This is a genomic window from Adhaeribacter sp., assembly GCF_057359045.1.
In genome coordinates this window covers 1-15,761 of record NZ_JBMQUD010000073.1, presented here as the reverse complement: position 1 = coordinate 15,761, position 15,761 = coordinate 1, and the positions used below count along the sequence as shown (strand labels likewise).

The window sequence follows — 15,761 nt, the reverse complement described above, 5'->3', positions numbered from 1 at the left end:
GAATAAAAAATAATGGCTGCCGGTTACGCAAATAAATTATTAAACTTTAAATCAATGAAAGTCAGGGATAGGCAAAACTGCTATTTCACCCAAAAACGCCTCCGCGTAAATTATAAATATCACCGGTAAAACCGGCTTGTTGCACCAAACTGGCCGCAGCTAAACTCCGTTGGCCACTGGAACAAATAAAAACCACGGTACCCGTCGGGGGCAGCTCGGCCAGTCTTTCGGGTAAATTACGAAGCGGAATATTGATGCCCCCCAGGTTAAAAGCGGCAAATTCCTGCGGTTCGCGCACATCCACTAAAAAAGGTTTGTTTTCGGCTTCTTCCAGCCATTCGGTTAGTTCAGTTATGGTTACTTGGGCAATAGTGGGCACTGGCGTACAAACTGCGGCAGGTACCGGCGCCGGCGACTGACTGTTATTTGCCTGGCGGCGTACTGTTAAGAGTTGGGTGCGGTTATCCAGGGCATCTACCAAAAGCAACTTACCCGATAGTAAAGTACCAACGCCCACAATTAGCTTTATGACTTCGTTGGCCATATACATTCCAATCAGGCCGGGCAGCACACCCAGCACCCCAATATCCGAGCAGTTCGGCGATTCTTCGGCGGTAGGTGGCGTAGGGTACAAACAGCGGTAAGTAGGTCCGTTTTGGTAATTAAAAACAGCTACCTGCCCATCGAACTTAAAAACCGAACCAAATACCAGCGGCTTATTTAGGGCCACGCATGTATCGTTTACCAGGTAACGGGTCGGGAAATTATCCGATCCATCTATGATTAAATCGTACGGAGCAAAATATTCGGTTGCATTATGGTCGTTCAGCCGTACTACAAAAGCCTGTATCGTTACCAAAGGGTTCAAAGCCTTTAATTTTTCGGCGGCCACCTGGGCTTTGGGCCGACCTACATCGGCGGTAGAAAACAATATTTGCCGTTGCAAATTGCTCAGGTCGACTACATCATTGTCCAGAATACCCAACGTTCCTACCCCGGCCGCCACTAAATATTGCAGCACCGGGCAACCTAAACCGCCGGCTCCTATTACCAAAACTTTAGCCGCTGTTAGTTTTTCCTGGCCGGCGTACCCTATTTCGGGCAATAAAAGGTGCCGGTAGTAACGTTGCATTTCTTCTTTTTGCAGCATGTTGCGGTGGTTTAAATCCGTAAAAACTATTTAAATATGCCTGCTTTATTTTGGCACAAGCCTGGTTTCTAACTGTTTAATTACAGCCATAAGCTTAGCTAATTTAGCCGGTGCCTGGTAACCATCAAATTCTTTTGTTTTATACGTTTGGCGACTAGTCTGAATGCTAATGGTAGAAAAGCGGGCGGCATCGCGGGCGCGGTTGTTCGTAGGCACAGGTAAATTTATGAGCTCCGGCAACGGCAAACCGGCAAGGGCGCTGGTTATGTTTTTCCAATCGGCTGGTGAGGTTTTGCGACGGCTGTTTTTTTCGGGCTGGTAAATATTTTTAATCAGGGTACTATCGGGCCGGATGGTAATATTTTGCCGGTAGCCCCGGGTATACGTTTCGTACGAAACGGAAACAATATTTTCAGTTTGCCCCCATCCTATAAAAGCTACACTTAAAAACACCAGCAACAGCACTCCTATTCTCATGGCTTATTTTATTTAAAGCGGCCTACCATTTAACTGCACAAAGGCATACAGTTAGCAAACGTATATTTTCTAAATAGATTTTATTATGGCTTTTGAGCCTAAGCTTTCAACCGGCTTATTTAAGAAAAGAATCGTAGGCAAATTTTAAAATAATGGCGCTTACAATTATTAAGAAAAATACGCGCACAAAACCACTGCCTTTGGCAATAGCCAGCCGTGCCCCCAATTGCGACCCTAAAATATTACAAACCGCCATGGGCAAACCAATGTGGTACAATATCTGACCAGTATAAGCAAAGTAAGCCAGGGCCGATAAATTGGTAGCTACATTTACCAGTTTAGCCGATGCCGAAGCCGCCAAAAAACTAAATCCAAACAGACCTACAAAAGCAAATATTAAAAAGCTGCCGGTTCCCGGACCAAAAAAGCCGTCGTAAAAACCAATGGCAACGCCTAACAAAACAGCGTACAGTTTTTCTTTGGCCGGCGTGAGTTTGGGTGCGTGCAAAGCGCCTAAATCTTTTTTAATAAATGTATAAATGGCCACACTAATCAATAAAATTAAAACCACCGGCCGCAAAGCTTCGGTAGGAATATGGCTTACGGCCCGGGCACCTAGAAAAGAAAATATAAAAGCGGTTATAGCTGCCGGCAAAATAGATGTCCAGTTAATTTTTACGGAACGCCCGTATTGTAGCAATGCCGAAGTGGTACCGGCAATACCCGAGACTTTACCGGTACCAAAAAGCGTAGGAATAGGTACGTGCGGCAAAAACACCAACATGGCCGGCGTCTGGATTAAACCGCCTCCGCCCACAATAGAATCAATAAAGCCGGCCAGAAAAGCAAAAAAGCAAAGAAAAACTATTTCCATTTACCAAAGCTACCAGTAGAATAGTTAATCGCAAAAAATATTTATAATAGTATTACTATTACAAAACATTATTCTATAGCTTTGTGTTAATAGTATTACTATTACACACAAAAGCTAAACTTAACTAAATTAATCTAACTGCTCAGGTAAAATGAGTTCTGTTATAAAAATAAACCTTAGTCATAATTCTTATCTGCGTAATCCGGAGCAAACGGAACTGGGCCGGAAAATTATTTCTGAAAGTATTCGCCTTATCGACCAACTGGGGTTTGAGGAGTTTACTTTTAAAAAGTTGGCGGCCGAAATTTCTTCTACCGAGGCTTCGGTTTACCGGTATTTCGAAAACAAACACAAACTGCTGGTATACCTGGTATCGTGGTACTGGAGTTGGTTAGATTACCAGATTGTCTTTAAAACGAATAATATTACCGACCCGCGCCAGCGCCTCCGGATTATTTTGCAGGTTTTATCAGATTCGCACCTGGATAATCCCGACTCCAAAGAGATAGACGAAGCGGCCTTGCACCGCATTATTATTGCCGATGCGCCCAAAGCGTATTTAACCAAAGCCGTAGATGCCGAAAACCGGGAAGGTTATTTTAGGGAATATAAAAGTTTGTGCCGGCACATTGCGGATATTATTCTGCAGATTAACCCGGTTTACCCCTACCCCAATGCATTGGTAAGTACAGTTATTGAGGCCTCGCATCACCAACATTTTTTTGCCCAACATTTGCCCTCGCTCACCAACGCTACGCCCACAGATAAAACCAAGGTCAATGCCTTTCTGGAACACCTCGTGTTTAGTGCCATTAATCCTTCTTAAAAATTAATTAAAATGAATCGCCAGCTAATACCCGTTATAAACCAGCTGTTTGGGCAACTGCTAAAACTCCCACCCCAAACCATACCGGCCGATCAGGACTTATTGGCAACCACGGTAAGCCGCTTGTCGGTAGAGGCTTTTGTGTCGCATTTGATTAAGGCTGGTCGTAAGCAGCATTTGTTGTATTTGCAATCGATTGTAGCCCAACCCGATGTAGAGGCGGTCCTGGAACAAAGCACATCACCGGTATTGGTTTTCCGGCAGGTAGCCGATAGGGTCGTACCGGTACTGGTAAACCCCTTAGGCAAAAAACGTTTCGGTATTACCACCTTTACCCCCGAAAAACCCCAACCAGAAGAGGTAAAATCATTAGCGCCCTTGGTGGCGGACCTTTACCTGTTACCAAACGGAGCCACCCCCGTGGTTACTTGCCTGGTGCAGGAACCCGCCCTGAAAGAAAAAGCCACCGGCCAGCCTGGCAAAGAACCCTCGCCTATGCGGCGCTTTCTTTTGTTTTTAGCCCCCGAACGTAAAGAAATCTGGTACTTATACATTTATGCCGCCATTGCCGGTATTATCAGCCTTTCGTTGCCCTTGGGTATTCAAAGCATCATCGGGTTTATTTCGGCCGGGCAGGTTTCGGCTTCGGTGGTGGTACTCATTGCCTTTATTGTAATTGGGGTTTTAATTACGGGCGGTTTGCAAATGATGCAGGTTTGGTTGGTAGAGCACTTGCAACAACGCATGTTTAGCCGCTTGGCTTTTGATTTTGCCAACCGGGTACCGCAGTGGAACCTGGAAAAACTGCAAGGCCAGCGGCCACCTGAGCTCATGAACCGCTTCTTCGAAACGGTATCGTTGCAAAAAGGGGTAGCCAAAATATTGCTGGAGTTTAACGCGGCTATTCTGCAAATTATATTTGGACTTATTCTGCTTTCGCTCTACCATGCCTCTTTTATATTTCTGGGTATTTTACTCAGCACCATTCTGGGCCTGCTTATCTGGCTTACCAGCGACAAAGGTATTTCTACCAGTTTGTACGAATCTAAATACAAATACCAGATGGCTGACTGGCTGCAAAGTATTGCCCACAGTATAGCTTCTTTTAAACTGGTTAGCCACAACAACCTGGGCATGCAAAAAACCGATTATTTTGTTAGTAATTACGTTTTAGCGCGCCGCCAGCACTTTAAAGTTTTAGTAACCCAATATTTTGGCTTTATCTTCTTTAAAACCATTATTACTGCTACTTTACTTATTCTGGGTTGTTTGCTTATCGTAAACCAGGAGATAAATATTGGCCAGTTTGTGGCCGCCGAAATTATTATAATTCTAATTATGAACTCGGTCGAAAAAATTATCTTAAAACTGGATGTGGTATACGATGTACTAACCGGCCTGGAAAAAATTTCGGGCGTTACCAGTGTACCACTCGAAGAAACCACCGGCATAACCCTGGATAATATACCGGTCGGCGAGGGCTTATCGGTACAAGTAACTAACTTAAGTTACAGTTGGCCCCAAACCCCGGCCAGCAGCCTAAAAGAGATTAGTTTTAAAATAAATCCTTCGGAAAAAATATGCCTGGCCGGCTACGATGGTTCCGGAAAAACTACTTTGCTGCACGTGTTGTTGGGTATGCTGCCCAATTACCGGGGTAGTATTGCTTATAATGGTTTATCGCTCCGCGATTTAGATTTAACCAGCCTCCGCAGCCAAACCAGTGCCCTCATTACTCCAGACCAACTTATAAGCGGTACCATTTTACAGAATATAATATTTGGCACGTCTGGTATTACCCAAACCGATGTAACCAAAGCCTTAGCCCTAACAAATTTAACGGATTATATAAATGCTTTGCCCCAAGGCTTGCATACACCCGTTACCAACGCTAGCCTGCAATTCCCCCGGAGCGTTGTAGCTAAAATATCGCTGGCGCGGGCCCTGGTTACTAAACCTAAATTGTTAATTCTGGACGATTACCTGCTCCCGATTGACTGGTCGGAGAAAATCCAGATTTACAATACTTTGCTCCGCGAGTTATCCAGCACGGTTATCCTGGTTTCTAACGACAAACAAGTAATGAAAAACTGCGACCGGGTGCTTTTGTTAAAGCAAGGCACCTTGGTAAATGCGGGCACATTTGCCCAATTAGAGCACGACCACCAATTAAAATCATTAATCGGCGTAGTCTCCTAATCCTAACTCTATGGCTACTAAAAAATATAAAAATCCGGCAACGGTAACAGATTACCCAATTTATTCTACCCCCGGGTTGTTACAGCCTCCGCGTCTGGGCCGCACCATGGCTTATTGGTGTGGCGGTATTTTCCTGTTGCTTTGCCTTTTGTTGTTTTTGCCCTGGACCCAGAATATCCGGTCTAATGGTACTTTAACGGCTATTAACCCCGCCGAACGCCCCCAAACCTTACCCAGTATTATTTCGGGACGAATAGAAAAATGGCACGTGCAGGAAGGTCAGTTGGTGCAGAAAGGCGATACGATTATCAGCTTGTCGGAAGTAAAAGACAAATATTTTGACCCAGATTTGCTCGCTCGCATGAATGAACAAATTACCGCCAAAGAAGGCACTTTGCAGGCAACCGAAGAAAAGGCCAAAGCACTGGCAGATCAAATAAAAGCTTTGCAGGCGGGTTTAACCTTTAGCCTGAACAAAGCCCGCAACAAAGTACAGCAAATGCAATATAAAATCCGGAGCGATAGTGCAGATTTAGTGGCGGGCCAGAATGAGTTTAAAATAGCCCAGGAGCAGTTGGCCCGGCAAGAAAACCTGTACCGCCAGGGCTTAAAATCACTGACCGAACTGGAAACCCGCCGCTTAAAATTTCAGGAATCGCTGGCCAAGTTGCAGGTTTACGAAAATAAATACCGGAGTACCCAAAACGAATATTTAAATGCCCGCATTGAACTAAGCTCGGTGCAAGCTGAATACCGCGAAAAAATTGCCAAAGCCGAATCGGAACTGAGTGCTACCCGCTCGTACGTTTACGGTACAGCCGGCGAAATCTCCAAAATGCAAAGCGAATTTGTCAGTACCAAAATTCGCTCGTCGTTTTACCACATTACCGCGCCGCAAAACGGGTTTGTGGTTAAAGCTTTAAAAGCCGGTATTGGCGAAACGATAAAAGAAGGCGAAGCCATTGTTACCATTATGCCGGGTAAAACCAATCTGGCCGTAGAGCTCTATGTTAAACCCATGGATATTCCGCTCCTGCACAAAGGGCAACCTGTGCGGCTGCAGTTCGATGGTTGGCCTACACTGGTTTTCTCAGGCTGGCCGGGGGCTAGCTTTGGTACTTTTGGCGGTACCATAGCCGTAATAGATAATGTGGCTACCCAGGGCAAATACCGGATTTTGGTGGTACCGGATAAAAAAACCGAACTCTGGCCCGAGGCCTTGCGGGTTGGTTCCGGGGTATACGGCTGGGCCTTGCTAAACAATGTGCCCATCTGGTACGAGCTATGGCGTCAGCTAAACGGCTTCCCGGCCGATTACGTTGGCGATGCTCCTGCTGCTCCTAAAGAGAAAGGTGCTAAAGAAAAATCAGAAGCGGATAAAACCCAGGAAATGGCAGAATATTAAAAGAAAAATGAAAAAACTTGTTCCTTTAAATAAATTATCTACCCACCCGGGAGCATCTGGGTTTACTGCGTGGCGACACACCAAAGCCTGGCTACTAGCCTGGGGGTTGCTGTTTGTACTGCATCCGGTGTTTGCCCAGGCGCAAACCGACTCTGTACAAATATTTACCCTCGATGCCTTTTTTGCTCAGATTCAGGCTCACCACCCGGTCGCCCGCCAGGCAGCGCTGTTATCGGAACAGGCCCGGCAAGAAATTCGCATGGCCCGCGGTAGTTTCGATCCGCAAGCCAGTAGTTACTACGCCAGAAAAGAATTTAAAAATCAGTTGTATTACGCCAACTGGAATAGTCTGGTAAAAGTGCCGCTGTGGTTTGGTGCCGATTTAAAAGCCGGTTACGAATTAAACCAGGGCAGCTACGTAAATCCCGAGCTAAAAACCCCGGCGCAAGGGCTAAGCTACGCCGGTTTATCGGTACCGCTGGGCCAGGGTTGGATTATCGACCAAAGGCGGGCTACCCTGCGCCAGGCGCAACTGCTAAGCCAGGCCGCCGAAGCCGATAAAATTAAAATATTAAACAAGCTCTTACTCGAAGCCGCGAAAGCTTACTGGGACTGGGCCTACGCGTACCAGCGGCAGGTACTTTACCAAAATGCTTACGAACTGGCCGCTGTGCGCTACCAGGGTGTGCGCGAACGCGTTCGCGAAGGCGATTTGCCCGCCATTGATACCGTAGAAGCCCAGATTGAAGTAACCAACCGTAAGCTTATGTGGCAACAGGCCCAAACCGATTTTAACAACGGCCGTTTGGTGCTATCTAATTTTTTGTGGCGCGAAGAAGCCGTACCCGTAGAACTGGTAAATGGAGCCATACCCCTAATAACTGATTTATCTTCTAAGCAAACTGTTCATACGGCTGATTCCCTGCAAAAGCTCCTGAATTTTGCCCAACGCAACCACCCCGATATTCTGAAACTGGAAGTTAAATCGCAGCAACTGGTTTATGAGCGCCGGTTAGCGGCCGATAAATTTAAACCCAAATTAACGTTCGATTATAATTTCCTGCGTCAGGATATTGGTTTGCCCATCCAAGACATGGGTAATTCGTTCCTGGCCAACAACTATAAAATGGGCCTAAATTTTAGCATGCCGTTGTTGTTGCGAGCCGAACGAGGTAAACTACAGTTAACCAAATTAAAAATACAGGATAACGATTTGGCCCGGCAGCAGGTAAACCGCGACATTGCTACCAACCTGCAAACCACGTATAACGAGTTACTGCTCCTGGCTGAACAAATTAAAGCCCAGGAAACCCTGGCACAACAAACCGAAATGTTGCGCAACGGCGAGCAAATACGTTTTGAAAATGGCGAAAGCTCTTTATTTTTAGTAAACACCCGCGAGATGAATTTGGTAAACCAACAGGTAAAACTCTGGGAACTGCGCACCAAATTTGCCAAGAGCCAGGCTACTTTAAATTGGGCTGCTGGTAGCTTAAATAATTAATTTTTAGCGTGAACCAGAAAATTAACTAGAATATAAAATATTGATAATAATTTATTTACAAATGATATTTAAGAACAATCTATTGTTTGTAAGTATACTAACTTCTCCTGATGCGTCATTTATGGCAATGTCCTTTTTTGACAAATAAAACACTTCATCAAAACAGACATTTAAGCAAAATCACAGATAAGTGTATAAAAATAGCCTATTTTGAGGCTTGTAATTCCCGAATTCACGTTATTCCAAAAACAAATAAGGCAACTGGGTCCTTACTGAAAGTAGAGATTTAATAACAAGCTTGTTTTTGAAAATCCTTCCCTGGTAATTTCCTTAACGGAAGTTTACTACGCTGTAGAAGATATACCTTAATGTTAAACGTAAAACTTGATACGTTCCACGTTTAACATTCTACATTTTACGCCTGATTAGCCGTAGTTTTAAAAGTAGGCAAAACCCGGTTTTTAGAAGCTTGTTCGTAGGCATAAGCCAGGCCCAGCAAAGACCCTTCGGCGTAGGCGCTACTAAAAAAAGACAAACCGATTGGTAAGCCTTGCACCAGCCCCATGGGCACCGTAATGTGCGGGTACCCCGAAATAGCCGCCGGGGAGGTAAACCCATAGCCCGTAAAAGCATCGCCGTTTACCAAATCAATACACCAGGACGGGCCATAGGTGGGTCCCGAAATAGCATCGAGGCGGTGTTCTTGTAGTAATTTGTTGATGGCGTTGCGCGAGGTTGTGCGATTTTTCTGTAAAGCGGCTTTGTATTCGGCACTATTGAGGTCGCCTAAGGCTTCGGCGCTTTCCAAAATCTCCTGCTTAAAGTAAGGCATAACCTGGGCCTCGTTTTGTTTGTTATAAGCGATCAATTCCGGCAAGGATTTTACCTCGCCTTTGGCCTGGGCCAGGTACTTATTTAAGCCGTCTTTAAACTCGTATTTTAAAACCGCTAATTCTGTTTCTCCCAGCTCGCCCATTTTAGCCATTACCTCTACTTCTATTATGGTAGCGCCTTTACCTTTTAATATTTCCAAGGCATTTTGCAGCAAAATATCTACACCGGGGTGGCCTTTCAGGAAAGATTTTTCTACACCTATTCTTTTGCCTTGTAAATTATTGACATCCAGGAAAGCGGTATAATCCGGCTGAATTTTGCCTTTGCTCTCGGCGGTTACGGTATCGGTTGGGTCGGGGCCGGTGAGTACATTTAGCAATAGCGCCGCATCTTTCACGGTGCGGGCCATGGGACCGGCAGTGTCCTGGGTGGCACTAATCGGAATAATCCCGCTGCGGCTAACCAAACCTACCGTAGGCTTTAGCCCCACAATATTGCTTACCGCTGCCGGACAAACCACTGAACCATCGGTTTCGGTGCCTACCGCTACCACGCACATATTGGCCGCTACTACCACGCCTGAGCCGGAACTAGACCCACAAGGCGTGCGGTCCAGCACGTACGGATTGTGGGTTTGGCCACCCCGGCTACTCCAGCCACTGGTAGAGCGCGTCGACCGGAAATTGGCCCATTCGCTCAGGTTGGTTTTTCCGAGTATAACGGCTCCGGCAGCGCGTAATTTCTTTACCAGAAAAGCATCTTGTTGGGCTTTGTTGTTGGCCAGAGCCAGCGACCCCGCCGAAGTACTCATTTTATCGGCAGTATCAATATTATCTTTAATTAAAACCGGAATACCGTGCAGCGGACCTCTTATTTTACCTGCCCGCCGTTCCTGGTCCAGGGCTTCGGCAATGTTTAAAGCATCGGGGTTTATTTCTATAACTGCGTTTAGTTTAGGCCCATTCTTATCTATAGCTGCAATACGATCTAAATAAAGTTGCGTAATAGCTTTAGAGGTATATTGGCCCTGTTGCATTTTCTCCTGCAGTTGGGCAATTGTTACTTCGTTTAATTCAAAATCAGCAACGTGTTGTTGATTAATATTTTGGTTTTTACTTTTAGCCGCATTATCGGGGCGGCAACCCCAAGTTAAAGCAGATAGAGTTAAGCCGGCCATCGAGCCATTTCTAAGAAAATTCCTGCGGTTCATATCCTTTTAATTTAACTAAATATAACCGCCAAATGGGCAAATTTCCTACATTTACAAATAAAAAAGGCATTTATCTCAGCCTTTCTGTTCTTAAAATACACGCCTGTATCAAATGCTGGCTTACCTATTTTTCGGGTTTTACTTACTATTTCTTCTAACGCTCTTGTTATAAGCAGGTAATTATACATATTGTTTACTAAACAAAAATATTTTGCATATTTAAGCATTGTAAAATCTAACTAAACCTAAACGTATGAGCTTACTTTCTGAATTTAAACAATTTGCGGTTAAAGGAAACGTAATTGATTTAGCTGTAGCCGTGGTTATTGGTGCTGCTTTTGGGGCAATCGTTACTTCTTTTGTAAACGACATAATAATGCCGCCTATTGGTATGGCTACCGGTGGTGTAGATTTTACCGAACTAAAACTGCAACTATCAGCCCCAGTAATGGAAGGCGATAAGATAGTAAAAGAAGGTGCCTCTGTTAATTACGGCAACTTTATTCAAACAATTGTTAATTTCCTGATTATTGCGGTGGCCATATTTTCGATGGTAAAAGCCATAAATACCTTAAAGCGCAAAGAAGAAGCCGCTCCGGCTACCCCTACCCCTTCTAAAGAAGAGTTATTACTAACCGAAATCCGCGATTTGTTAAGAGACAGAAAACTATAAGCAATAAAAATGGATGCTAATCCGGCACGGCAACTCAAATTTCCCAGCCGTTACCGGATTAAGTTCTCTTGAAGGCCTAACCGAATCTTTGCATTACCGTTAAAAATTAATCAGAATATTAATTTTTATGCGAATGAGATTCTTGAAACTATCATTTATTGCTTTTAGTGGCTTTTTAGCCTTTGGGAGCTGCGGCGGCAAAAACACCGATTCATACGTAAAGTCGCCGGGTGCCGAAAAAACCACCAAAACCCAAGTACTGGAAACCGGGGCCGATTTATTGCAAAACAAAGCGCCTTTGGCTAAATTAAACGTTTACCTCGATGGGTTTCATTTTTATAACGGTAATATGGCGGGCCAAATGGAAGCCCACCACTACGCACGCCAAATAAATGAAGACCTTTACCAGGCCGTAATATTTGACGGGAACGGTGAAAACGCCAAACTAATGGGCGTAGAATATATTGTTTCGGAACGCTTGTTTAAAACCTTGCCCGCCGAAGAAAAAAAACTCTGGCACAGCCACCACCACGAAGTTAAATCTGGCACCCTGATTGCGCCCGGCATACCTGATGTAGCCGAGCACGAGCTCATGGAAAAACTGGTATCTACGTACGGCAAAACCATACATACCTGGCACACCGACCGCGATTTGGAACTGCCTTTGGGCGGGCCGCAACTAATGATGGGCTTTACCCAGGAAGGCCAGTTAAAGCCCGATTTAGTAAAAGACCGCGACCAGCGTTTTAATGTTTCTACAGAAGAAAAAAAGAAAAACCGGGCCGATATTCCCATACCCAGTTTAGTACCTGGGGCCAATGCCTGGGAAAAAGGCGAGATCCGGCAGTTCGAAATTTCAAATAAAGCCAGTGCAGCTCACCATTAAACCACGAGGAAGTATAGGTTCTTGCTAATGGGGCTACCAACGTTAATATTTTAATTTGTTTAGCCTTATTTTACCCAGATTAAATTTTAATGTTCCCTCAACCAACTTAAGTCTGCATTATTTTAAACCTAACCCATGACTGCCGCCGATTACATAAAGCACTTGCAATTACAACCGCACCCCGAGGGCGGCTTTTATAAAGAAACGTATCGCGCTACCGAAAATATTCCGGCCTCTGGCTTGCCCTCCCGCTTTGCCGGCGACCGCAGTTTTGCTACCAGCATTTATTATTTATTAGAAAGTGGCAATTTTTCGGCTTTTCACCGCATCCGCAGCGACGAAGGGTGGCATTTTTATGCGGGTGGCACGTTGCTGGTGCACTTAATTGCGCCCGACGGAAAATATACCTGTTTACGGTTAGGCAATAATTTAGCGGCAGGCGAGGCTTTTCAGTTTATAGTACCGGCCATGACGTGGTTTGCTTCTGAACCAGCTTCCGGAACCGCCTTTGCTTTGGTGGGTTGCACTGTTGCGCCCGGCTTCGACTTTAACGATTTTGAACTAGCCCGTACAGAAAAGCTAATCGGCCAATTCCCGCAGTACCAAGATTTAATTAACCGGCTTTGCCGACTATAATATTACCCGTTGCGTTATTTAAATAGCTTAAAAACTTACTTCTGTAAACTCGAGTCTATGTAAATATCTGTTTACGGTTTTAGCTTTAAGCGCATAATGTAACTATCGGCGGTAATATACAAAATGCTCTCGTCGGGGTTAAAGGCACAATTAGAAGTTATTTGTCCGGGCCGGATGGTACCCAAATGGGTAGCTTTACTATCGAAAATGAATATACCACCGGGGCCGGTTGCAAAAATATAGCCTTGTTTGTTTATTTTTAAACCATCGGGTAAACCTGGTGCGGTTTTCACCAGCGGCGTAGCATCGTAAAAAATCCGGCCGTCTGTAATATTACCGTCGGGTTGCACCGTATAGGCCATCCAAACTGCTTTATCGGGGTCGGAGTTGGCTACGTACAAGGTTTTTTCGTCCGGCGAAAAGGCCAACCCGTTGGGGCGGCTTAGTTCTTTTGTTAATAAATGCAATTTACCGGCAGGCGTTAGGCGGTAAACACCCTGAAAAGGAATTTCTTTGGCCGGGTCGTCAATGTTTTTCTCGAGGCCGTACGGCGGATCGGTAAAATACAAATCGCCGTTGCTTTTATAAACAGCATCGTTCGGACTGTTCAGCCGTTTGCCCTCGTAGTTATCGGTTAAGGTTACAAAATTAGGTTTGGGCGTTGAAAGCGGTGCATCCAGGCGGGCCATTCGGCGGTCGCCGTGCTGGCACAAAACCAAACGCCCTTGCTTATCCAGAATTAAAGCATTAGAACCAACTTCGCCGCCCCGGGGCTGCTGCCCGGTATAGCCCGAAGGCGTAAGGTATAACTGCACGCCTTTTGCCTCGCTCCAGGAATATATTTTGTTGGGCGGAATATCCGAAAACAACAACTGGTTTTGCTCCGGCAACCACAAAGGTCCCTCCGACCAATTAAAACCTTCGGCAATAATTTCTACCTGGGCTTCGGGCGCAATCAGGTTATCTAATTGCGGATGCCGACGTTCAATGGTGCCGGTAGTTTTATATTTTTGGCTGGCAGCAGTTTCGCTTTTTGTAGTCATGGCGGTGGTTTCGTTCTTTTTCTGGCGACAGCCACTTGGGGCCAGAAAACTGGTTAAGGCTAATATACAGAATAAATAATTGATCCGGCGCATGTGGTGATTTTGTAGGGTTTGCTGATTTTTTATAAAAACAATGATTGTTCCAGTAAATTAATACCTCAAAGTGCTGCCTTTTTTATTCAGGCTTTAATTAACAGAATATATAATCTTGATCTAATTATTTATAAATATTTCTTGTACAGGTTGTACAGAATTTTTCTTTCTTCGGTGGTGAGTACCGCATTAATATTTTTCTGAATAAAATGCAGCTTAAAGGCTTTAATAGCCGCATCTAAGTTTTTGGTATCGTACCCAATTATCCGTAAAGCTTCCTGAACATTAAAAGTTGGCGGTACCTGGTACGGGCTAAGAGTTCTATCGGGTAGTTGGGCCAGGCTATCCGGCGATAAAATATTCAAGCTATCCAACAGCGTGTCTACGGTAAGGGTATCGGTTAGTACTTCGGGATCATACCAAAGGCCATAGCCGTTCTGCGCCAGGGTTTGCCACGGAAACATAGAGTTGGGATCGTTTTTGCGGGCAGGTGCAATATCGGAATGACCAATAAAATTAGCAGCCGGTATACTGTATTGTTTTTTTAACAAAGCCAAAACCTGGAGTAAGCTTTTTATTTGCGGCTCCGCAAAGGGCTCGGCGCCGTTGTTGTCTAGTTCAATCCCGATGGACGAGGAATTTAAATCGGTGTTGTTGCCCCATTTGGCTATACCGCCATGCCAGGCCCGTAAATAATCGTTAAGCATGTGGTACACTTTACCTTCGCGGCCAATTACATAATGGGCACTTACCTGGGTTTTGGGCAAAGTAAAGGTTTTAAGGGTTTGGTCGGTAGATTGTTGGGCCGTATGGTGAATAACCACGTAATTGGGCTTACGCAAATTGAAATTGGTGGTACCCACCCAATTATTGCCAAGGGGGATACTATCGGATCCCGGCGTTAAAACCGGGGTTGCTTTTATACTGCGTGCCAAAGCTTTAGCTTGTTTTTTGTATACCCGGTTGGTAGCACTATACGGGTTAGCTGCACAAGCCGATAAGAAAACAAAGGCCAGGAGTAGCATTGATTTGTTAAGTTTTAATGCAGCATTCATGCAAAGAAGAAAAAATAGTTAAGCCCAAAATAGACCTTTAAACCAGTAGGCTGATGAAATACCAATATTTAATTTTGAATCTGACTCGGGTAACCAGCATATTTATATGGCCAGGAGTTTAAACGTTTGTAAGGTTAAATATAAAATATTAGCGAGTAATTCTTTAAATTTTCACCCAGGTCCCGGCCAACTACGTTTACATTTACCAGAATCTAAGATTACGGTAAAAACGGCAAATAATGCAGATGCTACAAACCTGGTTATCGGATTAAAATTAAACATTTATTCAGCTTTAGATATTATTTACATGCTTAAACAATATTTTATTACGGCCTACGACTTTACCGATGCCGAAGCCCTCAACCGCCGGATGGCCGTTCGGTCGCAGCACCTGGCCGGCGTGAAAAAACTTAAAGAAACCGGCAATTTCCTGATGGGTGGGGCCATTCTGAGCCCCGAGGGCAAAATGATTGGCTCTTCTTTGTTTATGCAGTTTGCCCACGAAGAAGAGTTGCAGCAGTGGTTGGCACAAGAACCTTATGCCACCGAAAAAGTTTGGGATAAAATTGAGATAAAACCCTTCCGGGTAGCCGAAGTTTAATATTTAAAGAAGTATTGACGCACTAAATCGCTCGGGCAATTAAATTAAGTTCGAAAAATATTAAACTGCCTTTTTACTAATATAAACCTGTTTAGTAAATCAAGATTGGCAAATAATTTAACTCTGACCGTAGTGGACTAGGAAAGAAAAAGGCAAAGGCTTATGGATTGGCGGTGATAACACCACCAATGGCAGTGGATTTTCCGCTTTTTCACTATATACTAAATAACTTCATATTAAAGAGGAATTGCGTTGTAAATAAAATAAACGTGTTTACAGGGATGTACTTGCGTTT

At 44.6% G+C, this 15,761-nt stretch carries 14 protein-coding genes; 8 read left to right on the top strand and 6 right to left on the bottom strand.

Annotated features, from left to right (window positions below; genetic code table 11):
- Positions 1-85: 85 nt before the first annotated feature.
- From moeB to ACO1R6_RS11605, 3 genes are all read right to left on the bottom strand, one after another.
- Entirely contained in the window at positions 86-1,150 is a 1,065-nt protein-coding gene (gene moeB, locus ACO1R6_RS11615; protein WP_486264916.1) for a molybdopterin-synthase adenylyltransferase MoeB, read from the bottom strand.
- Positions 1,151-1,195: 45 nt separating this feature from the next.
- Complete coding sequence (locus tag ACO1R6_RS11610; RefSeq protein ID WP_486264914.1) at positions 1,196-1,627, bottom strand: hypothetical protein; 432 nt, start codon at positions 1,625-1,627, stop codon at positions 1,196-1,198.
- 115 nt (positions 1,628-1,742) lie between these two features.
- Entirely contained in the window at positions 1,743-2,501 is a 759-nt protein-coding gene (locus ACO1R6_RS11605) for a sulfite exporter TauE/SafE family protein (protein ID WP_486264912.1), read from the bottom strand.
- A gap of 151 nt (positions 2,502-2,652) precedes the next feature.
- On the opposite strand from ACO1R6_RS11605, the gene ACO1R6_RS11600 reads away from it, so the two are divergent.
- From ACO1R6_RS11600 to ACO1R6_RS11585, 4 genes are read left to right on the top strand one after another with little or no spacing between them, the layout of a single operon-like run.
- A complete protein-coding gene (locus ACO1R6_RS11600; RefSeq protein ID WP_486264911.1) occupies positions 2,653-3,327 on the top strand; it encodes a TetR/AcrR family transcriptional regulator in 675 nt (224 codons plus the stop codon).
- A 12-nt stretch (positions 3,328-3,339) separates the two neighbouring features.
- Positions 3,340-5,526 (top strand): peptidase domain-containing ABC transporter, encoded by a 2,187-nt coding sequence (locus ACO1R6_RS11595; RefSeq protein ID WP_486264909.1) that lies wholly within the window; start codon positions 3,340-3,342, stop codon positions 5,524-5,526.
- A 10-nt stretch (positions 5,527-5,536) separates the two neighbouring features.
- Positions 5,537-6,931, top strand: a complete 1,395-nt coding sequence (locus ACO1R6_RS11590; RefSeq protein WP_486264907.1) for an HlyD family secretion protein — start codon at positions 5,537-5,539, stop codon at positions 6,929-6,931.
- Between the two features lie 7 nt (positions 6,932-6,938).
- The gene (locus ACO1R6_RS11585; RefSeq protein ID WP_486264905.1) at positions 6,939-8,435 is read left to right on the top strand and encodes a TolC family protein; all 1,497 of its coding nucleotides are present in this window, start codon (positions 6,939-6,941) and stop codon (positions 8,433-8,435) included.
- Between the two features lie 415 nt (positions 8,436-8,850).
- Here ACO1R6_RS11585 and ACO1R6_RS11580 read toward each other — a convergent pair whose 3' ends face one another.
- Entirely contained in the window at positions 8,851-10,479 is a 1,629-nt protein-coding gene (locus tag ACO1R6_RS11580) for an amidase (RefSeq protein WP_486264904.1), read from the bottom strand.
- A 253-nt stretch (positions 10,480-10,732) separates the two neighbouring features.
- Here ACO1R6_RS11580 and mscL point away from each other — a divergent pair, with 253 nt between their 5' ends.
- From mscL to ACO1R6_RS11565, 3 genes are all read left to right on the top strand, one after another.
- Positions 10,733-11,152: a large-conductance mechanosensitive channel protein MscL gene (gene mscL / locus ACO1R6_RS11575; RefSeq protein ID WP_486264903.1), complete on the top strand. Its 420-nt coding sequence runs from the start codon at positions 10,733-10,735 to the stop codon at positions 11,150-11,152.
- 133 nt (positions 11,153-11,285) lie between these two features.
- Positions 11,286-12,038, top strand: a complete 753-nt coding sequence (locus ACO1R6_RS11570; protein WP_486264901.1) for an OBAP family protein — start codon at positions 11,286-11,288, stop codon at positions 12,036-12,038.
- A 135-nt stretch (positions 12,039-12,173) separates the two neighbouring features.
- Positions 12,174-12,674: a cupin domain-containing protein gene (locus ACO1R6_RS11565; RefSeq protein WP_486264900.1), complete on the top strand. Its 501-nt coding sequence runs from the start codon at positions 12,174-12,176 to the stop codon at positions 12,672-12,674.
- A 71-nt stretch (positions 12,675-12,745) separates the two neighbouring features.
- Here ACO1R6_RS11565 and ACO1R6_RS11560 read toward each other — a convergent pair whose 3' ends face one another.
- Together ACO1R6_RS11560 and ACO1R6_RS11555 are read right to left on the bottom strand one after the other, a co-directional pair.
- Positions 12,746-13,810: an SMP-30/gluconolactonase/LRE family protein gene (locus ACO1R6_RS11560; protein WP_486264898.1), complete on the bottom strand. Its 1,065-nt coding sequence runs from the start codon at positions 13,808-13,810 to the stop codon at positions 12,746-12,748.
- Positions 13,811-13,938: 128 nt separating this feature from the next.
- On the bottom strand, positions 13,939-14,865 hold the full coding sequence (locus tag ACO1R6_RS11555; RefSeq protein WP_486264896.1) for an N-acetylmuramoyl-L-alanine amidase: 927 nt from the start codon (positions 14,863-14,865) through the stop codon (positions 13,939-13,941).
- A 307-nt stretch (positions 14,866-15,172) separates the two neighbouring features.
- Between ACO1R6_RS11555 and ACO1R6_RS11550 the strand changes: the two genes are divergently transcribed.
- Positions 15,173-15,466 carry a YciI family protein gene (locus ACO1R6_RS11550; protein ID WP_486264894.1) on the top strand — a complete coding sequence of 98 codons (294 nt, stop codon included), beginning with the start codon at positions 15,173-15,175 and terminating at the stop codon, positions 15,464-15,466.
- Positions 15,467-15,761 lie beyond the last annotated feature (295 nt).